The 20,086-nt window shown below is 60.4% G+C and carries 16 protein-coding genes and 1 pseudogene; 7 read left to right on the top strand and 10 right to left on the bottom strand.

Annotated elements, in window-relative coordinates; translation table 11 throughout:
- Nucleotides 1–138 precede the first annotated feature (138 nt).
- Nucleotides 139–1,497, top strand: a pseudogene (locus tag C7G61_RS09480) (transposase).
- Nucleotides 1,498–2,156: 659 nt separating this feature from the next.
- Here C7G61_RS09480 and C7G61_RS09470 read toward each other — a convergent pair.
- Both C7G61_RS09470 and C7G61_RS09465 read right to left on the bottom strand, forming a co-directional pair.
- A complete protein-coding gene (locus C7G61_RS09470; RefSeq protein ID WP_108513821.1) occupies nt 2,157–2,711 on the bottom strand; it encodes a thioredoxin family protein in 555 nt (184 codons plus the stop codon).
- A 329-nt stretch (nt 2,712–3,040) separates the two neighbouring features.
- Nucleotides 3,041–3,463, bottom strand: a complete 423-nt coding sequence (locus C7G61_RS09465; protein ID WP_338026066.1) for a hypothetical protein — start codon at nt 3,461–3,463, stop codon at nt 3,041–3,043.
- 128 nt (nt 3,464–3,591) lie between these two features.
- Between C7G61_RS09465 and C7G61_RS09460 the strand changes: the two genes are divergently transcribed.
- From C7G61_RS09460 to C7G61_RS09450, 4 genes are all read left to right on the top strand, one after another.
- Nucleotides 3,592–4,347 (top strand): DUF4336 domain-containing protein, encoded by a 756-nt coding sequence (locus C7G61_RS09460; RefSeq protein WP_108513820.1) that lies wholly within the window; start codon nt 3,592–3,594, stop codon nt 4,345–4,347.
- Nucleotides 4,348–4,542: 195 nt separating this feature from the next.
- On the top strand, nt 4,543–4,719 hold the full coding sequence (locus C7G61_RS44560; protein ID WP_190241746.1) for a hypothetical protein: 177 nt from the start codon (nt 4,543–4,545) through the stop codon (nt 4,717–4,719).
- Between the two features lie 120 nt (nt 4,720–4,839).
- Entirely contained in the window at nt 4,840–5,205 is a 366-nt protein-coding gene (locus C7G61_RS09455) for a hypothetical protein (RefSeq protein WP_145963587.1), read from the top strand.
- A gap of 1,403 nt (nt 5,206–6,608) precedes the next feature.
- Entirely contained in the window at nt 6,609–6,821 is a 213-nt protein-coding gene (locus C7G61_RS09450; protein WP_108513818.1) for a PRC-barrel domain-containing protein, read from the top strand.
- 271 nt (nt 6,822–7,092) lie between these two features.
- Here the strand turns inward: C7G61_RS09450 and rocD are convergent, their stop codons facing one another.
- The 3 genes from rocD to C7G61_RS09435 all read right to left on the bottom strand — a co-directional run bounded on the left by rocD (nt 7,093) and on the right by C7G61_RS09435 (nt 10,535).
- Nucleotides 7,093–8,307 carry an ornithine--oxo-acid transaminase gene (gene rocD, locus C7G61_RS09445; RefSeq protein ID WP_108513817.1) on the bottom strand — a complete coding sequence of 405 codons (1,215 nt, stop codon included), beginning with the start codon at nt 8,305–8,307 and terminating at the stop codon, nt 7,093–7,095.
- Nucleotides 8,308–8,602: 295 nt separating this feature from the next.
- On the bottom strand, nt 8,603–9,703 hold the full coding sequence (locus C7G61_RS09440) for a phosphotransferase (protein WP_108513816.1): 1,101 nt from the start codon (nt 9,701–9,703) through the stop codon (nt 8,603–8,605).
- Between the two features lie 373 nt (nt 9,704–10,076).
- On the bottom strand, nt 10,077–10,535 hold the full coding sequence (locus C7G61_RS09435; RefSeq protein ID WP_244608208.1) for a DUF3237 family protein: 459 nt from the start codon (nt 10,533–10,535) through the stop codon (nt 10,077–10,079).
- A 516-nt stretch (nt 10,536–11,051) separates the two neighbouring features.
- Between C7G61_RS09435 and C7G61_RS09430 the strand changes: the two genes are divergently transcribed.
- Together C7G61_RS09430 and pdxA are read left to right on the top strand one after the other, a co-directional pair.
- Entirely contained in the window at nt 11,052–12,302 is a 1,251-nt protein-coding gene (locus tag C7G61_RS09430; RefSeq protein WP_108513815.1) for a four-carbon acid sugar kinase family protein, read from the top strand.
- The gene (pdxA, locus tag C7G61_RS09425; protein WP_108513814.1) at nt 12,299–13,303 is read left to right on the top strand and encodes a 4-hydroxythreonine-4-phosphate dehydrogenase PdxA; all 1,005 of its coding nucleotides are present in this window, start codon (nt 12,299–12,301) and stop codon (nt 13,301–13,303) included. Before C7G61_RS09430 ends, pdxA begins: the two co-directional genes overlap by 4 nt.
- Nucleotides 13,304–13,606: 303 nt before the next feature.
- Here the strand turns inward: pdxA and C7G61_RS09420 are convergent, their stop codons facing one another.
- From C7G61_RS09420 to C7G61_RS09400, 5 genes are all read right to left on the bottom strand, one after another.
- Nucleotides 13,607–15,508 (bottom strand): outer membrane protein assembly factor BamB family protein, encoded by a 1,902-nt coding sequence (locus C7G61_RS09420; protein WP_108513813.1) that lies wholly within the window; start codon nt 15,506–15,508, stop codon nt 13,607–13,609.
- A 617-nt stretch (nt 15,509–16,125) separates the two neighbouring features.
- A complete protein-coding gene (locus C7G61_RS09415) occupies nt 16,126–17,715 on the bottom strand; it encodes a serine hydrolase (protein WP_108513812.1) in 1,590 nt (529 codons plus the stop codon).
- A gap of 286 nt (nt 17,716–18,001) precedes the next feature.
- On the bottom strand, nt 18,002–18,757 hold the full coding sequence (locus C7G61_RS09410) for an amino acid ABC transporter ATP-binding protein (RefSeq protein ID WP_108513811.1): 756 nt from the start codon (nt 18,755–18,757) through the stop codon (nt 18,002–18,004).
- A complete protein-coding gene (locus tag C7G61_RS09405) occupies nt 18,735–19,391 on the bottom strand; it encodes an amino acid ABC transporter permease (RefSeq protein ID WP_108513810.1) in 657 nt (218 codons plus the stop codon). Before C7G61_RS09405 ends, C7G61_RS09410 begins: the two co-directional genes overlap by 23 nt.
- On the bottom strand, nt 19,388–20,071 hold the full coding sequence (locus tag C7G61_RS09400) for an amino acid ABC transporter permease (RefSeq protein ID WP_108513809.1): 684 nt from the start codon (nt 20,069–20,071) through the stop codon (nt 19,388–19,390). The genes C7G61_RS09405 and C7G61_RS09400 overlap by 4 nt, the downstream gene beginning before the upstream one ends.
- Nucleotides 20,072–20,086: the final 15 nt, after the last annotated feature.

Here is a 20,086-nt window from a genome sequence, read left to right as displayed (position 1 = left end):
GAAGCCGGCGAGGGGGCAAATCGCAGAATGAGCGGTTATGGAACGGCCGCTCCTGGCGGATTTTGTTGAAAAACTCGGCTGTTGAAGCCGAGGGAGATCGCTGATTCATTTCCCCTTAGTGGGTGGAGATTTGAATCGATGATGGGTCCTCGGCAGGTCGACCAGGCGGCACTGTTTTACGAGTCTCACTTGAGCGACATGTTCCGGCCGGCCACTTGCTGAGGTCGATCGATCGCTTTGTCGATTTGTCAGAGGTTCGGAGCCATCTGGCGCCATTTTATAGCTCGACCGGCCGACCTTCGATTGATCCCGAACTGCTCGTCCGGATGCTGCTGGTTGGCTACTGCTATGGCATTCGCTCCGAACGGCGGTTGTGCGAGGAGGTGCACCTGAACCTCGCCTACCGCTGGTTCTGCCGGCTCGGCCTTGATGGCGAGGTGCCGGACCACTCGACCTTCTCCAAGAATAGGCATGGCCGCTTCCGCGATTGCGATCTGCTGCGCAAGCTGTTCGAGACCGTGGTCCGGCGCTGCATCGCCGAAGGGTTGGTTGATGGGGCTGCCTTTGCGGTCGATGCCAGCCTGATTGCTGCCGATGCCAACAAGCAGCGCTCTGCTGCCGGGTCTGATGACGTCGACTGGGAGGCCGTCGCCAGGACGCGCCGATCCGTCCGGGAATATCTCGATACCTGGATGAGGCTGCCTGGGGCGCAGCCAGCGAGACGGTACCGAAGTTCATCTCCAGGTCGGATCCGGCCGCCCAATGGACCGGCGCTCACAAAGGGGATGCGTTCTTTGCCTACGCCGACAACTACCTGATCGACCTGAAGGCGGCGATCATCGTCGATGTCGAGGCGACGCGAGCTATCCGGCAGGCCGAGGTCGGTGCGGCACGCACCATGATTGAGCGCACTGAAGATCGCCTCGGGCTCTGTCCCGAGCGCCTGGCCGCCGACAGTGCCTACGGGTCAGCCGAGATGCTGGGGTGGCTGGTCAACGAGCGCGCGATCGAGCCGCACATTCCGGTGTTCGACAAGTCCGCCCGCGACGATGGGACGTTCTCGCGCGGGGACTTTAGCTACAATCAGGAAGCCGATGTCTACGTCTGTCCAGCCGGCAAGGCGCTGACCTCTACCGGAACTCTGGTGAATGATGGAGCAACACTGCTCTATCGCGCCAGCAAATATGATTGCGACACCTGCGAGCTTAAGTCGCGTTGCTGTCCGAAGATGCCCGCCCGCAAGGTCCCGCGTTCAATCCACGAACAGGCCCGAGACTTGCGCGCGATATCGCCAAGACTGAGGCCTACGTGACGTCGCGGCGTGAACGGAAAAAGATCGAGATGCTGTTCGCACATCTTAAGCGCATCCTGCGCCTCGACCGACTCAGGCTAAGAGGTCCGTTTGGTGCTCAAGACGAATTCCTCCTCGCTGCCACCGTGCAGAACCTCCGAAAGCTGGCAAAGCTGGTCCCGCTGCCCGCCCCGATGCCGGCCTGATAGCAAACAAGCTCCCGCGCGCCTGGCTCCTCGCGCCACCCAGAACAGCTAAGGCGCCGACTTCTTCAACACAATCGGCGCAAAGCGGCCGTTCAGCGGGATCAGCACGTCGCAGAAAGGACCAACACCGGACATGCAGCGCCGCATCGTCGACCGTGTCGAGCCGAAGACCTTATTCCCCTTCGGAGCGCAGGGCGAACGTCCCCGTGCATGCGGCACCATCCGTTGAGCATCGCCAGTGATTGACACCGGCTCCCGCTTCTGGTTTTCAACCCATAGCGTGGGCTGAAGTACATGGGCAATCGCGTGGGTGGATTCGATCCTGCCTCTGTAAGAACTGTATTGCTGACCGGCTTGCGTTCGGTGGGTGTCACGAGGCAGCCGGGGCGAGCGAAGAGCCGCGGTGGTTCTAAACGCAAAACGCGGGACAGAAGCCCCGCGACAATGTCTCAGTTGGGTCATTTTCGACCGACTTAGCCGGTTATCTCACCGGTTGATGTCCGTGTTGCCCCGGAAGCAGACCTGAAGCAGAAGGGGCGAGTGCGACTTCGGTAGCCGCCGCTGGGCCCTCGTGATGTCGCTAGTCAAATCGCACATGTGCAGCAAATGCTGCCGCACGCGGCGGTCCTAGATACGAAACATGTTGACAGGGCTCGGCTTTATTCATCCTTCCATTTGACCGAGCAGCCAATAGACGCCTTTTGGTCAGCCGGCGCCAGACCGGTGGTCGCAATCGCGCGCATGGCCTCGACAAGCTCTCGGGGCGCCCCCGCGCGAGGCGGAGTTGTGCGGCCTTCGTCGAGGCGGCCGCGATACTTGAGCTTGCGGTCGGCATCGTAACCGAAGAAGTCCGGCGTACAGACCGCCCCATACGCCCGAGCGACTGTCTGGGTCTCGTCGTGGAGATATGGAAACGGGAAATCATGAGCCTTCGCGAAACGCTTCATATTCTCAAATGAGTCTTCGGGATAGTTCGCCGCATCGTTCGAGCAAATCGCCGCAAAGCCTACGCTCTCCGACATCAGCACGCGGGCGTCCGAAACCATGCGGTCGACCACTGCTTTAACATAGGGACAATGATTGCAGATGAAGACGACGACGGTGCCTTTTTCACCCGCAACGTCGTCCAGTGTGTAAGTCTTGCCGTCGGCGGCCGGAAGCCGGAACTCCGCCGCCGGCGTATCAAGAACGACTTGAGTAGCTGTTGTCGCCATATCGCACCTCCTTGTGCCCAAATATATGCTGACGACGGCCTGCCGGGGCAAGCTTCCAAAGCCTGCTCGCCAGTCGCGTCGTTTTGGCCATACGTCAGCTATTTCCGGTCGACCCTTAACAGCCGGCATGTGGACGAGCGACGGGATTTCGTCGGTGGGGGCCACTTTCGGACAAACTTTGCTGAAGAGCCTTCAGGAGAAGCCCATAAATAATCAGCGCCAAGGTTATACGCTACAGCCGCTACCGACCGTCTCGCCACGCGGTCAGGCGCGGGATCCAACGCGGCACATTGATGCGGAAAGCTTCGTATTCCGCCCCGAATGATTTTTTAGCGTCGGCTCCTCGTAGCCCACGATAAACAGGTGGCAGACGAGGCAGAAGGCCGCGCCGTAGGCGAACAGCCGCCAATCGCCAAACAGGACCGCCTGGCCGAAAATGACGGCGCGACCGCCACGTAGAGTGGATTGCGCACATAGCGATAGAGGCCGGTGACGACGAGGTGTTGGGTCGGGACGATCGGCGCTGGCGTGCCGAGCCCCTGCAGCGCGAAACGCCCGAATGAATCCACGAGCCCGGATACGCCGACAAGAATTAGCGCGGAGCCGACGAAGCGGGTGAGCTCGGCGCCGGGAAACGACAACCTAAACTTCCAGTTTGAAATCCACCACGGCACTACCCCGGCCACCACGCAGGGCACGAACACGAAGAAGATGGCGGTGCCGATGACGGCGGCGGTTCTTCGCATGGACACGAGCCATTCCTTGCTATTATAGCGCTCCGCACCGGGAGCGTCAGGTCGGCCTTGGATCAAACCCGGATGTGGAGGCCGCTCGGCCTTGCCCTGCCCAAATCCGCTATATCGAATAGGCGATTAGAACCATGGTTGGTGCCGCGTCAGAGGTCTACGAACCCCTAAATCAACACAAGCCGGTCGCCCGGAACATCGGTATCGTGGACGGTCCTTTCGAGTATTTGACGACGGCCGGAGTAAGGCTTCCGTTGCCGTTTACTACTCGGATGACCGCGGTGCGGCTCGGCAACGGCGACCTGTTCATCCATTCCCCCGTCGCATTCGAGCCTGCGCTCGCTGACCACCTGCAGGCGATGGGCACAGTCCGCCATCTCGTATCGCCGAACCAGTTCCATTACGCGCACATTGGCGAGTGGTCGCGTGCGTTTCCGGGGGCGGTTGCCTGGGCCTCTCCGCGCGCACGCAAGCGCGCCCGCTCGCGCGGCATCGATGTGCATTTCGATAGAGAGATCGGCATCGAACCGCCGGAGGAATGGCGCGCCGAAATTGATCAGACCGCCGTTCCCGGAGGAATTTCCGGGGAGATTGTTTTCTTCCACAAGGAGTCGAAAACCCTCATATTGGCTGACACCATCATAAACCTTGAGCTTGATATGATCAGGCAGCCATGGCGGTTCGCCGCCAAGTTGACCGGAATGTACTATCCGCGCGGCCAAATATTCTTCGGGATGCGGTTGCCGCTTCTTTTGCATAAACGAAAGACGCGAGCGGCGGTCCAAAAAATGCTGTCGTGGCAGCAAGAACGCATCATTCTCAGCCACGGGCGCTGGTTCGATTCGAACGCCGGTGAGACTCTGCAACGCACGTTCGGATGGGCGCTCTAGCCCGCTGAGGGTCCACTCATCTAAACGTGATCGAGTTCTTTTTAATAACAGGTTCCATCGAAACGATTTCCTCTTTTATCTCAATGGGAAGCCGCAATGCGAGGCAACGTGCATAGTTCACCAGCGCCCATGTTTCCTTGAACCTTGCATCAAGCTGTCGAACGAAACTTCGTGGAAGGGACCGGAGGGTTTCCCATGAAGCATCTGATCAAATCTGCAATCGCGGCCATTGCCCTTCTCACTACTGCAACCACAATGCTGTGGTCGTACTCACCTTCGACCGAGCGTCATGCCGCCGGTACTGTCATAGGTCATTGCAAGAACTTCCACAGCCTGGCCGGGACAAAAGCTTCCGAGCTTTTGCCTTACTAAGCGCTAGCAGCCGCTAAAAAGGGGCTGCCACTTTCTATAGAATCGGGTTTCCTTAGTTGCCCGAGAGTTCGTGTGGTTCGCGGATGCTAAAATTAATGACAGTCCACAATGGAGGCTGCCATGAAAGCGTTCGATCGCGTACTAACGATGTTCGGTATTCTTCTTCTGATGTCTCGTGCTGACGCTCACGATCCCTCAATGGCGCACCACGAATGGTTCAACAGACAGGAAATGAACCCCGCCGCTCAACACCGGCTCGGTGTTCCGTGGAAATCGTGTTGCAATAACGGCGATGTATTCAAAACACGCTTCCGCGTCGCAGACGACCATTCGGACCAGTGGCAATACCTCAAAGACGGCCAATGGAAAGTCATCCCACCCGACATCATCAAGGCTGAAGACACCCCAGATCGTTTGCCCGTGCTGTTCATAAACAAGAGCACGGGGGACGAGCTCTGCTTCTTCGTGCCGCGTGGTGGACTATGAGCTAAGGCACTTCAGAAATGGGTGCGGGACTGTCGCGTTCAAAATCTGTTCGTCATCGCTCGCACTTCAAGGTTTACCTAAAAAGGCAAGGCTGTCGACGTCAAATGGGTTGGCCCGCGAGCTTGACGTTCGCTCGTGCTGGAGGGTAGCAAGGCAGGCAACCGCGTTCGCATTACCGGGCAGTTGATCAACACACAACTTCCGGGAACGGCCGCTAGTGGCGCAAAGCGGCCGTTCATACGCAGGATCTCGTGGTCGACAACGAATGACTAGAAAACTATCCAGTTTTCCAACCGCCAAGGAGATCGTAAAAGCTTGTCAGCCTGCTCAGGCGCGGGCAGGGCACTCGTCATGTTGGATCTGGAATGAAAACACTTCCTTCCGCCTGAACTCAGCCTAGCCAAACGGTCGCCGAGGATGTCTGTTTGTCGCTCATTGGCCGACTCGAGCGCGCCGCACTGCAGCATTTCGCTCCCGCAAACCGACCGTCCCATCGCGCCTTTTGATGATCAGGGCTATTCTTTCTCTCCGATCATGGTTTCGGCGAAGCGCGTGAATGGCAAGAAATGAGCCGCACAGCTTTCGTTGGTGATCAAATGGCGCACAGCGGCCAATAGGGCTTCGGCATGACCAAGCACGGCCGATCAGGGCATGCGACCCGATCGCCGCGTTTCCGCTTCCTGCAGAAGCTCGAAGCACAAAAGAACGATCGCAGGGACCGCTCTCGGATCAAGGAGCCGAAGCAGTCCGTCGGAGAGCTATTCCATCCCCGGAAGCCAACATGAATCTGACGAACTAGCTAAGCCCGGGTCTACGTCGGTTGCTGGAGGAAAAACGGACTACGTTTGCGCTGTTAGAGACTTCCGAGTCTGGCGCATTTGAGACATGCCCGCCCGCACTGAAAGTGTCTTCTTTCAGGGGTAGACTGGAAGTGACTGGCGTATGGTCGGAATGACGAGGTTGACCGCAACGACATCCGGCGGAACCCAACCCACGCAGCTCTCACCCTTTACGCCTGGAGGAACCCGCGCAGCAGCAGGGTTTTTAAATGTGCTACCTCCGCGCGCTTGATAATCTCCCGCTCCAAGCAGGGTAATACGGGAGCCGAGCGGGCAACATCAGGCCCCACGGCTATTCTGGGGCACTTGGCCGAAGGTGACGCCTTTCCAATCGGTCGAGGCGCGTCGCCCGGGTTGGCAAAGACGCATGTGGCATATCCGACATCGATGCCAATCGTGATCTCCTCTGGAGTGATCGGCCGATCGATTGCAGCAGCGCATACAAGAAAGCCGTTCGAGCTCTTGATGACCGGTCCCGTGTCGGAGCGAGAGTGAGGGAACCACGTCCGGAGGCGTCGACGACGAGATCCGCGGCCCTCGCATGGCCTGATTTCGGAGGCAACCATGCCCAAGGCGAAACTCCATGCATTAACAATCCTTGGCGCGCTCGACGAGGCCCGGTCTGAGCTTGTCGGCAACGCCGTAGTTCTCACTGATGGAAAGGCCGGGACAGTAGAGAACGTTTGGCTTGACGAGTTGCACGGCCTACGAATTTCGATCAGGGGCCACGATGGAAAGTGGCCCGTCTCAACGATCAAATTCGCGCAGACCGGCTGAAACGGCTAAGGCCGAAAGACTGTCTCGAACAGGCATCGCATCGGACCGATGGTTCCGTCATCAGCGATCCCGCGCGCGAGAGATGGCCGAGCTGTATCCCTCCATCAGCAAGCACTCGACACCAGTAGCTCAGGGAAGCGAAATACCTTAGCGAGCGCGTGCATCCGCACGCGAGTTTTAAAATGGGTTTTTCGGTATACCCGGAAGATGAGGCATGCGGGCGTTTATTGAGACCAACAGAACGACGGCAGTCGGCGGCGCTGGCCGGTGGTCACGAGAAATCCTGCCTCAAAGTGGCGGCGATCTGTTCCAGCGCCCAGTCGACCTGATCGCTGGAGATAACTAGCGGCGGGGCGATGCGAATCGTGTGCCCATGTGTGTCCTTGGCGAGGATGCCTCGGGCCTGCAGGGCCTGACAGTAGCGACGTGCACCGCCTGCTTCCGGGTGAAGCTCGACGGCCAGCATCAGCCCGCGTCCGCGCACTTCCCGGATCGTGTTGCTGCGGATGCTCCTCAGGCCATCAAGAAAGCGTGTACCCTGGGCGGCTGCGTTCTCGATCATCCCTTCCTCAACCAGCACACGCAGCGCGGCCCGAGCCACCGCACAGGCCAGCGGATTGCCGCCGAAGGTCGAACCGTGCTGGCCAGGTTTCAGGGTGCCGAGCACCGCGTTGTTCGAAAGCACGGCCGACACTGGGTAGAAGCCGCCGGACAACGCCTTGCCGAGCAGAGTGACGTCTGCCTCGATGCCCTCGTGCTGTTCCGCGAGCAGCTTGCCGGTGCGGCCGAGCCCGGTCTGGATCTCGTCCAGAACCAGCATCACGTCGTGCGCAGTGCAGAGTTCGCGCACTGCTGTAAAGTAACCTGACGGCGGGATGACGACGCCCGCCTCTCCCTGGATCGGTTCGACCAAAAAGGCGACCGTGTTGGGCGTGATTGCCTTTTTCAGCGCCGTGGCATCGCCGAAGGCGATGATCTTGAAGCCCGCTGCGAACGGTCCGAAATGGTCACGTGCCGCCGGGTCAGTGCTGAAGCCGATGATGCCAAGGGTGCGGCCGTGAAAATTATCGGCGCAGACAATGATTTCGGCCTGCCCGTCCGGAACCCCCTTCACCTCATAGCCCCATTTGCGCACCGACTTGATCGCACTCTCCACCGCTTCGGCGCCGCTGTTCATCGGCAGCACCTTGTGGGAGCCGGTCAGCGCCGCGATCTCTTCGTAGAAGAGGGCCAGCTGGTCGTTGTGAAAGGCGCGCGACGTCAGCGTCAGCCGGCCCGCCTGCTCCACCATCGCGGCCAAGATCTTCGGATGGCAGTGGCCCTGATTCACCGCGGAATAGGCGGAGAGGCAATCGAGGTAGCGATGGCCCTGCGTATCCCAAACAAAGACACCCTTGCCGCGCGACAGAACGACGCCGAGCGGCTCGTAGTTCCGGGCGCCAAAGCGCGCTTCCCTCGCAATAAAATCAGTGACCGATGGATCCATGTTTCGTCACTCCAGTTGGAGCGAACTGGCAGGCATGGGCTATCGCCATTTTCCAGCCTGCGAATGCCCGATGATCAAGTTACCACAGGCATTTTGCTTGCGGACGCATTGGGTGACGGCCGTTTGGGGCCTGCCCAAGGGCGATCGGCGCCCCCAGTTCTCCTCGCGCTGCATGATCCCTCCGGTGAGGCAGCCTGTCTAGGTGTATACCGACGACTTCCGCTCAACCACAGAAGCGGAAGTGAGGCGAATGGTTCGGCATGGGCTCCACACGTTCGACACACTCCGCGGTCCCCTACCTTTTGGGCAAACGCATACGATCTTCGAGCGACACCGATACACTGCTCAGCTTCTTGATGAGAGCGATTAGGTTGCCGACGCCGGCGGCCGAATGGAAGGCACCGCCGCCTACACGCCCGGTGGTCCTAGCCCGACCGACCCCAACCATCTGGGCGACGGCGCGGAAGACCTGATAGTAGCGCACGGCCCGATCATCGAGCGGCCGGAGCGCCCGGTACGTGCGCTCGTAGCGTCGTAGAGCCGCGCCGATAATCGCGTGTGCCGTAACACGCAGTGCCCATGGTAGAGGAAGCGGAACGGCGGACATGTTGGAGATCGCTGAACCCACATCCATGGCGGGCTCTGCAATGACTGCGTTCGCCCAGTCGATGACACCGGTGGGCTGGTTCTTGTCGGCAAGGATGTTGAGCGGGTGGAAATCGCCATGGCAGATCGCCGCCTCTCGCGCCGGCGGAGGTCGATGATCGTCCAGCCAGGTAAGGCCGGGTTTCAGTCCGATGAGATTGCTCCGCTCGACAATCGTGCTGAGCCGTGCCAACTGGCCCTCGAAGGTGATGGCTCCCGCGTCGATGCCCGCCGCCGTTACGGCCCGCAGCAGGGTTTCGGCCGGCAATTGATGCAGGCGGATCTGCATGTCTACCCATTGGTCGATTATCCGGGCGAGAACGGCCGGAAGGTTGAACAGCAACTGCAGCTGCCGGACAAGGGAGGTGCCGGCGCCCAAACCCTCGATACCATGGGCCAGGGTTTGTCCCGACAATCGGGTCATGACCATGAAGGGTCCGCCGAGGATGCCCGGATCGCTTTCCGTCACCATCACGCGGGGTGCGGGAAAGCCCATTTCGGCGAGAGTATTCTGGACGACGGTTTCCAGCTTCACCCGCCCTGGATCGGCATCGGCGTGACTTAGGCGCAGGATCAACGGCCCTACCAAAGGAGGCGGAACACGATCGAGCGTGAAGCCAAAGATCGCGGCGTCAAAGCCGCCCTGAATGCGCATTGGCCCGGCTAGATACACCGCGTCCGGGCATCCGAAGGCGCGCGCCAGATGATACAGCAGCCGTTGGGCCACTTCTGCGTCATGGAGCTGATGCATCGCGATGAACTTCCGCTACCTCAACGCCGAGCACGGTTATCACTCCCAAACGCCGCTGTCCTGTCACGAACCTGTAGACAATAGGTTTTGTATGGGAGCGTGGAGAGCCGCTCCGGGGGTCATTTCCAGACCTCGACGAGCACGAATGCGAGTTCTGCTTTGCCTCGATGAGCTGACACGGTCAGCTCAAACCGTCACTTCCGAAAAGTGCCAAAGGCGGAAGTCGGTCGGCCCTATTCGATCATCTCGTCGATCTGCGCAAGCGGAGATGCCGGCACAGTGAGACTGAGCGCTTTGGCAGCTTTGAGATTGAGGACCAACGTGACTTCGCAGGCTGCTGGACCGGACAGTCATCCGGCCGTCCCCCTTGCTTTCACTGCATGAAGCCTTCGGCGCGGACCTTCCCGGTCGCCAGGCTCGCGGTCCCGACACCCCAGATCTGTCGCTCATTGACCCAGGCATAGTCCTTGGACGCGGTGGAGAGGCGGACGTTTGCGAAGATGTCGAGCACCGGCTCGCCGGGTCGCGGCACCGCCTGGCCGTCGCCAGACAACGCGATCCGGTGGCCGTCCTCGGTCTCGATGATCAGGTGTAGGTCAAGGTCGATGCGACCATCGGCGCGCACCCGCAGATAGTCGACACCGTGTGCGCGTCCCGCGAGCCGGCCCCTGTACGGCCCATCGACCGCAAGGTCAAATCGGGCTCCGTGTAGTGGAATCGCTTCCTGGCCGGCAAGGATGGCGTCCATGCTTACGCCGTAGTCGGTGACTCCAGTGATATCGAGTTCCATGTCGTAAATCTTCTCGCCCCTCATTGTAGTATTTTGGGTCATTGCATTTCTCCTGGTAACTCCTGTTGTTTGGCCGGATCGCCGACACCCAGTCGAACGGGTGACCACCAAGACGACATGTTCGGGATAAATTATTTTCGCTGGATATGCGGGGCGATAGGGGGGACGGTCTAGCGCTGAGCGACCCGAGCGCGGAGAAAATGTCTCATGTGGGTCAAAAGCCGACTTAGCCTGAGCGTCCGCTACTGGCGGATATTGTTGCAAAAGTCTTTTTGGGGTCGCGAACGAAAATTCTGAGAGCGGCTGATACGCCTTGCGCGCGGCGACGTGAGGGACCATATCGATTCATCTAAAATCGATCACGGGCATTGCTAGTGGCGCTGAAAAGCGACGCAACGGCAGAGAAGGCTAAAAATCAACTTTGGCGAGATTTTCCGCGTCGCTCGATTTTCGACTTTTGCAACAATATCGGCGCAAAGCGGACACTGACACTGGTTCACCACGGCCGTTTCCTTGCGATCTGCACAAGGATTGAGATATTCGAGTATTGTCCTTCAAATGACCCGTCGTTGGTTGATTCTCGCGGACGATCTCACGGGAGCTGCAGACTGCGCCATCGCTCTCGGCCGGCGCGGGCTGGCGGCAGTCGTGATTTGGGGCGACATAGGAAATGCCCGGAGTCGTCAGGAGCCCATCCTAGCCTACGACACCGCAAGTCGGGGTCTTTCGGCCGATGCCGCCGCTGCCCGTCATAGAGATGTGCTGGCGAGCCAGCCTGGGTCAGGGCGCCTTTTCTTCAAGAAGATTGACTCTACCTTGCGGGGACAGCCTGCAGCGGAGATCGCGGCGACACTTGAGTGCCTGGGATCACGATCGGATCCGGCATTTGGAGTGCTGGCAGCCGCCTTTCCGGCGACCGGTCGCACGACCAGAGGCGGTCGCATCCTGGTCAATGGTCGTCCGCTCGAGGAAACAGACCTCTGGCGACGCGACCATACTTATCCTAATGCAGATCTTGTTGATGTCCTCGCGACGGCGGGCGTTCGCAGCGAGAAGGTCACACTTTCCGCCGTCCACAATGGCGAACTGAAAACCATTCTGGCTAGGTTAGCCAATGTAGGCGATGTTGTCGCTATCTGCGACGCGGAGACCGAGCACGACCTGCACCTGATCGCAGAGGCCGGCCTGTATGCGTCGCCAGCGAGCGTCTTCATCGGCAGCGCAGGTCTGGCGCATGCGCTCGCTCGCCTCGACGTCGCCGAGAGCATCGAGCCGTTGCGCATTCCGACCAGCAGATTCGGGACATTGACCGTCGTCGGCTCGCTCGCCGCCGCTTCGAGATCTGCCGCGCTTCGTTTGAACGCAAACGGGACTGTGGCTTACTTCCCGATCGATCCGGGAACATTGCGTGATAATAATGCCGACCGCGCCAAAATCGCTACAAACGTCGAGGAGCGTCTCGCCGAAGGCGGCGATGTCCTCGTCGAGATCATGATGAATGGGTTTCCCGACATGTCGCTTGGCCCCGAGCTCGTTACGAGCCTGGCCGAGACTCTTGAAATTGCGGTACCCGTCATCGGTGCTTTTGCCGCGACAGGTGGCGAAACCGCGGCAGCACTCCTGTCGAGGTTCGGTGTCAACGGTATCCGTCTCGCTGAAGAGATCGAGCCTGGCGTGGCGCTCGGGCTGACGATTGGCTCATTGTCGGTCCCGGTCTGCACCAAAGCGGGTGCATTCGGAGACGAATACAGCCTCATCCGCATTAATGAGCGCCTTCGCGCCGTTCGAACCAGAGGAAGCTTTATATGACCCGTCCGACGATTGCGATCAGCATGGGAGATCCTGCCGGTATCGGGCCCGAAGTGATTATGAAGGCGTTGGCAAAGCCAGAAACACGCGCAATCTGCAATGCGCTGGTGATCGGTGACGCCAACCGCTTGCGTAAGGCTGGTAAAATTGTCGGCGGACGGCTTGAAATCGCCGCGTTGCGTGAAGCCGACGATGCAGATTTTGATTCAGGCAGCGTGCAATGCGTAGATTTGAACCTCGTGCCGGACGACTTGCCGTTTGGCAAGATGTCTGCAACTGCGGGAGAGGCAGCTTATCGCTTTATCGAAAAAGCCGTTCAGGTCGTGCAGGCAGGATCCGCACAGGCCATCTGTACCGCGCCGCTTTCCAAGGAGGCGTTGCATGCGGCTGGGCATAAATATCCGGGCCACACTGAACTGCTGGCGCATCTCACGGGCACGCCGGAGGTCTCAATGATGCTCGTGTCGAACAGGCTTCGTGTCATTCATGTCACCACCCATATCGGTCTGCTGGATGCAATCGAGAAGATCGAGCCCGGCCTCGTCGAAAGGGTCATCGTCCGTGGGCATGAGGTGTTGGTTCGCGCCGGCCTCACCAATCCAAAGATCGGCGTTTGCGCCATCAACCCGCATGCCGGTGAAAACGGGCTATTCGGCCGAGGCGAGGAGGCAACGAAAATCACGCCCGCCATCGAGGCCTGTCAACGCCGAGGTTGGGATGTGCAAGGCCCTTTGCCTGCCGACACGCTCTTTTTCCTGGCTGGCCGCGGCGATTACGACATGGTCGTTGCGATGTACCATGATCAGGGCCATGGCCCGATCAAGGTACTGGGACTGGAGGCCGGCGTTAACATCACGGTCGGCTTGCCGGTGATCCGTACTTCGGTCGATCATGGTACAGCCTTCGATATCGCGGGCAAGGGCCTTGCTGACGAGCGCAGTCTGATTGAGGCGTTGCGGCAGGCAGCCGAGCTTGCGCCGAAACGCGCTCTTGGCGGCTAATAAGGTTTGAAGCATTCACCTGTGCGAGCTTTGTATCGAATCCGCTCCCAAGTTATTACGGGTACGATGGCGACTGGCACTATTTCGGCCGGCCTGGCTTTTACGGCGGTCGCTACAATGGCGGCAGCTTCGGCGCTTGCTGGACGCGGACGCCGATTGGGCCAATCTGGAATTGCGGCTGATTAAGCTATCGCTTAGGGACACGCGCGCGTGTGCATCCGTTTGTCGCAACGGAGGCTCATGGCGCAAAGCGGACCTTTCTCGTGGATACCATTCCGCGCTGATCGCGCGAAATATCCCCGCCTACTGTCCGTCCACGGAGAAGGCGAGCAGCACATTGCCGGGTGCGGTGCCGTAATTTGTGTAGCCGGAGTTGACGTAGAGCATGCCGCCGGCGATCACCGGCCCCGGCCCGTCGAGCGCGCCACCATGCGCCGACACACCGTTTACGGTTGCGTAGTCCTGCATGGTGTCGACGTCCCAGACGATCTCGCCGCTCTTGGCGGCATAGGCCCGCAGGTGGCCGTCCAGTCCGCCGGAGAACACCACGCCAGGGATCGCGGTCACCGCAGCCGACTGCGCAGGGCTGCATCCCGGCCGATCGCCGCAGCCCGGATGTGCCGTGTGCCAGACGATTTCGCCAGTCGTCTGGTTCATCGCATACAGCCCGCCGCCCTGGCTCGGATCGAGCTTCATGGTAACCCCAAAGACAGATTTCTGCGCGCCGGCGGTGGCCTGCGGCACGGCCTTCATCCCGACATCCGACACCGCGACATAGACGTTCGCATCGTCCGCAGCGGAGCCCCATTGCACGCCGCCGAGCGTGCCCACCCGGCGCTGCCAGAGGATGGCGCCATCGCGATCCGGATCGAGCGCGTGCACCATGCCTGATTTCTGGCCGGCAATGAGCGCACGCCGTCCGTCAGGTAAATCGACCAGTATCGGAGAGGAGCCGAAATCGAAATCGGGACCCTTGGTGCCGGGGCAGTTAGAGCGATACTGGCCGCTGCACGCCATATTGTATGCATCACCCTCGGTCATCTGCTGCGACCATGCGAGCCGTCCGGTGGCAAGATCAAAGGCCACAAAGGCGTCGGAGGTCGTGGAGGCCGGGTCCAGATAGCTGTCGCCCGTCGTCGCGTAAATCCGGTTTGATCTGGGGTCGATGGTCGGCGACGACCAGATGGCGCCGCCAGAGGGCGCGAAGAGCTGCACGCCGATCTCATTCACGCGGACGGGCTGCGCCGGCGGGCTGACATAGCCGCGCCACAGCACTTCGCCGGTCCGAGCATCGAGCGCGGCAATCAGACCGCGGAAAGTGCAGCAAGAGTAGCGTGGATCGATCGCCAATACCTCTTCGAACGAGGAGACTGGCACGTAAAGCACGTTATTGGCCAATGTCGGCGCGCCGGTGATCACGGCTCCCGCATGCGCATCGACTCGTTTCTTCCACAACAGCTTCCCGCTCTCGGCATCGAGCGCATAGGCTTCACCGCGTTGATCGCCGAAATAAGCGGTCGTGCCGCGCTCATCCTCGCCGATGGTGATCGCGGTGCGTACGCCGAAGCCGGCGTCGAACACCCAGCGCTGGCAGCCAAGTCTGGCATCCAGCGCATAGACCTTGCCCCCCGCACTGCCCACGAAGACTCGGCCGCCCCAAACTGTCGGCTGCGCATAGGCCTTGGTATCGCCAGGAAAGCCGAACGCCCATTTCAGCTTCAGGCGCGGAACATTGTCTGGCGAAAGCTGGGCCATGGCAGCGGGTTGAAACCGGCGTTGAGCGATGTCGACGCCCCAACCGTTCCAGCGTGGCAACGAAGCGTCCGCAAGCACAGGGCCCCGCTCACGGCACTTGGAATCCGGCAGCGGCTGCTGCTGCTGCGGCGGCGGTGCCCCGACGAGATAACGAACGATGTCCTGAATTTCGCCTTGGCTCAGGTCGCGTCCCTGCTGGCTCATCATTCCGAACATCAGGGCAAAGCTCATCCGCTCAGGCCTGAACTGCCGCAGCGCGTTGGTGTCAGGCGCGCGTGCCACGCCGCCCTCGTGGCACGATGTGCAGCGCGTGCGGTAGAGCGCTTCGCCTCCCGAGTTCAGCGCCTCTTCCGCCCGATCCGGGAGGACGCCAGCGAGCAATATGCCCACTCCAAGCAGGAGGCGTGCGGAGAGAGTGCGTCCAGCGCGGACCCTGGGCGTACTCGTCATTCTCGCCTCCCTCGCATAGCTGGCGCGTGCTTCGGCAACAGTAGATCAGCCCGCGCGGCAGTCCACGCCTAGCACGAATAAACAACCAACGCGAACCTCAGGGACCTAGGACTACCGATGCCATACGGTCCTGTCACGGCCGCCCGCGCCGCGGCCTATCCACTTTCCGCGGCGCCTGCCTTGTGTACGCTTCGGGAGAACGGTTTGGGCGCGAAGGACATTTGCCAGAATGCGCAGGCCGGCGCATGCGGTGATGCCGCCGCGATATTTCCAGGTGCGCCATCCGATCAGCCCAGCGGGCAGGCTGCCTGTCCGTGCATCATCATGAGTTGCAATGGCTCCATCGTCAGTTGGGGTCAGAAGCGCCGTTTCGACTGTCTGAAAATCGCTTCCGATCTCCTCCGATCACCGGACGATTTCACGGTCCGTCGGCATGTCTCAAACGCGCCAAAGCGCAGACGGGAGGGACTGGACGGAGCAAATCACGTTGATCCGGTTTAACAAATTACGCAATGCGCGCAGTGCGATTAGTTCACGGCTCCTAAGACCACCTGAGCTCATCGCTCCACGGCTGCCGGCATTCCGGCGGGGTTTGCCATGAATCAAGCGGCGGTGGGTCAACGTCGTAGGAACAGGCCGAGCCCGTTGCCGTCGAGATATTCGATCTTCAGCTCCTTGCCGGCTTGTCGGAATGTGACCGACGACAAAGAACCATCGGTTTGGTTCTCGCTGGAAGGGCTAACCGAAAATACGTCGCCATCCCAGTGTGTCAGCGTGTATGGCGTGTTCGACAGGCCGAGCTTGAGCTCCAGATGGCCGCTCACGTCGGCGATCTCGGCACTGCCAAAATAGGGGTTGGCATAGACACCGACGTAGGACGAAAGCTTTGCCGCCGGCGCCAGATTGGCGGGTGGTGACTTGCCGACGAGATCGCCCGTCGGCGCCATGAGTCCAGCCATGATGGGAGCGTAGGCGGCAAACCAGTCCCGCGTGACCATGCCGAACTGGACAAGATCCGTAAAATACGCACCGAGCGCCTCCGCCGCGCCGCTTGGTGCCGCGTTGGTCAGCACAATGATCCCCACGCCTGTGGACGGGATCATCGCGTAGTGGGTCCCGGCACCCAATGCGAAAGCGCCGGAATGACTGATCATCGTTCGGCCAGCCGGTGTGATTCCGACGCCGAATCCATATCCGTAAAAGCCTGGCCTTGCGTCGACCGCGGAGGAGCGGGTCGAAATGATTTCGGCCGTCACGGCCGGAAGCAGTGCATCGACTGGAATGATCTGCCGACCTTCGAATTTACCGTTCTGCAGCACCAACGCCAGCCATCGGGCGAGATCGTTCGCCGACGAACTGACGCCGCCCGCCGGCGACTCCGGGTCGGGCAAACGTTGGTATTTCGGCCGGAAGCCGTCGCCGACCTTCACATGTCCCAAGGCGCGGTTCGGCCGCTTTTCGAAGTCGGCGAAGCGAGAGCTGGTCGCCGTCATGCCGAGCGGCTTGTAAAGGACATCTTCGGAAAGGCTTTCCCAGTCCTTGCCCGATGCGGCAGCGACCGACTCCGCCGCCGCCGTCAGGCCGAAATTTGTATAGGCGTAAATGTCCCGGAAGCCGTGAAGCGGCAACAGGCGCAGCCGCTCCAGCACGGTTCGTCGATCATAGCCGAGATCTTCCAGATCATCCCCGGCGTGAGCCGGCAGGCCCGAGCGGTGGCTGAACATGTCGGCAACGGTGACATGCTGCGTGACCCACGGATCAACAAGCTTGAACCAGGACAAGTGCGCGACGAGGGGCATGTCCCACTTGACGATGCCAGCGCCGACCTGATGGGCGACGACGCTGGCCGCGAGCGATTTCGAAAGCGACGCGATCTGAAACACGGTGTTTGCGTCGACGGAATGGCTCTCCCCGATTTTCCGGACGCCAAAACCCCTCGCGTAGACCGTCCTGCCATCCCGCACCACCGCGACCGACATGCCCGGGATGCCGCTTCTCTTCATGACATCGCTGGCGATCGCGTCGAGGCTGGCGATAGCCTTGTCGATCTGGCCGTCGGGGATCGGAACGCCGGCGGTCTGGGACGGTGATGTATCGGCACGGCTCGGCATCGGCGCGTTAGCCCAGAGAAGACAGAAAGTAACCAGGCCGGTGGTGATTACCTTCTTGGTCGGGCGAAGTGACGCAACCGATTCCAGCAAGGACATGATGCGGCACTCCGGCGTTCGCTGTTGTAATACGCGGTTGAAAGAACGGCAGTCGTCGCCGCTGCCGAATTTTTGCAAGGGTAATCTGTCTCTCTACCAAACCGTCCCATAACTGCTGATCGGGTTCAATGTCTCAAATGGATCCAACAAGCGACTCTGAGAGAACGTCCGGTTTTGGCGCGAAGCGGCCGTTCGCAGGAATGTCCGCTTGTGGGGGGTAAAGCCGACTTCCCGGTCGCACTCCCGGACTTCTGGGCTTGACCACCCTAAGCTGACATGACTGCGGCTAAAGCTCACTCGAAATGAACTGCTTGAATTCGGCGGTCTGCGGCCGGGCGAACAGTTCCGATGTCGGCCCGCTTTCCCAAATCTTTCCCCGGTGCATGAAAACGACCTGGTTCGCCACCTTGCGCGCGAAGCCCATCTCATGGGTGACGGTGATCATCGTCATGCCGCGTGTCGCGAGATCTTCCATGACGGCGAGCACTTCTGCGGTCAGCTCGGGATCAAGCGCCGAAGTCACCTCGTCGAAAAGCATGACTTGGGGGGACAAGGCGAGCGAACGCGCAATGGCGACCCGTTGCTGCTGTCCGCCGGACAACTGCTCGGGATAAGAATTGATCTTGTCGGTCAGCCCGACGAGGCGCAGCACCTCGGCAGCCTTCGTCTGCGCTTCGTCCCTTGGCTGCTTTTTCACCAAGGTCAGCGCCAACGTGATATTCCGCTCCACCGTGAGATGCGGGAACAGGTTGTAGCCCTGAAAAACCATGCCGACATCGTGGCGCAACTGCGCCCGTGCGGCCTTGCCGGGCCGGCCGACTTCGTGGCCGCAAACTTCGATCTTGCCGGCCTGGATCGTCTCGAGTCCTGCGATGCAACGCAGCAGCGTGCTCTTGCCGGATCCGCTCCGGCCAATGATGGCCACGGTCTGGCCACGCGCCACGTCGAGGCTCACGCCGTCCAGGACACGCAACGTCCCGAACTCTTTCACCACGCCCGTAACCTGCACGACGGTGGCGCTAGTGGCTGGCGCTGCCTGCATTGGCTCTCCTTTCGAGGAAACGGCTGACCAGCGACAGCGGGTAGCACATCGCAAAATAGATTGCGGCCACGATGCAGAAGATGATGAAGGGCTCGAAGGTCGAGTTGTTGACGATTTGGCCTGCGCGCGCGAGCTCGACAAAGCCGACCACCGAAGCCAGCGACGTATTCTTCACGATCTGGACCATGAAGCCCACGGTCGGCGGAATGGCCATTTTGAAGGCTTGCGGCAATATCACATAGGCATACTGCTGGAAGCGATCGAGACCGAGACAATCGGAAGCTTCCCACTGCGTACGCGGCACCGCCTCGATGCAGCCACGCCAGATCTCACCAAGAAAGGCGGCGGCATACAACGTCAGCGCCAAACCGGCCGCGACCAGCGGCGCCAGCTTGTAGCCGAGGATGCCGAGGCCGAAATAGGTCAGGAACAGCAGGATCAGAAGCGGCGTACCCTGGATGAGCTGGATGTACCCGCCTGCGACGATGCGCAGCGCGTGACTCGGCGACACCCGCATCAGCGCGATCGGCAGACCGACGAGGGCGCCACCCGCGAACGCAATCAGTGACAGCAGCACCGTCCATTGCGCTGCCATGATGAGATACCAGACGTGGTGGGCGCTAAGCTGGATCATAGCGCGGTGCCCAGCCGCCGGCGACGCTCGAAAATGATGAGGCCGATGGCCTTGAACGCCAGCCTGTAGAGAAGAGAAAGAGCGAGATAGATCGCCGCGACAATAATGTAGACCTCGAAGCTACGATACGTATCGGACTGCACGTTATTGGCGACGGCGGTCAGCTCCTCGGCCGAGATTTGCGACGTGATCGACGATGCCAGCATGAGAAGTACAAACTGGCTGGAGAGTGCGGGATAGACCCGCTCGATGGCCGGCAGGAGAACGACGTGCAGGATCGTCTGAAGGCGCGTTAGGCCCAGGCAATCTGCCGCCTCGAGTTGGGTGCGGTGGATGGACTGGATGCCCGCCCGCATGATCTCCGTCGTATAGGCGCCCATATTCACCACGAGCGCAATGACGGCAGATGTTTCGGCCGAGAGTTTGAGGCCCACGCTCGACAGGCCGAAATAGACGATGAAAATCTGCACGAGCAGGGGCGTGTTGCGGATCAGCTCGACATAGAAGCCGACCAACAGCCGCAACACGCGCCCGCCGTAAACCCTTGCGACCGCGCACAGCGTGCCAACAACGAAGCCGAGGGCGATCGACAGTACGGTGAGCTGAATCGTAAGCCAGGCACCGTTGAGGAAGGCCGGCCATTTCTCCAGCAGGAATGAGAAGTCGAACTTGTAGAGCATCGGCGCTTGGTCCTG

Source organism: Bradyrhizobium algeriense (assembly GCF_003062295.1).
GTDB lineage: Bacteria > Pseudomonadota > Alphaproteobacteria > Rhizobiales > Xanthobacteraceae > Bradyrhizobium > Bradyrhizobium algeriense.
Note: the sequence above shows the minus strand (reverse complement) of the source record. Positions and strands in the feature narration are given on the sequence as shown.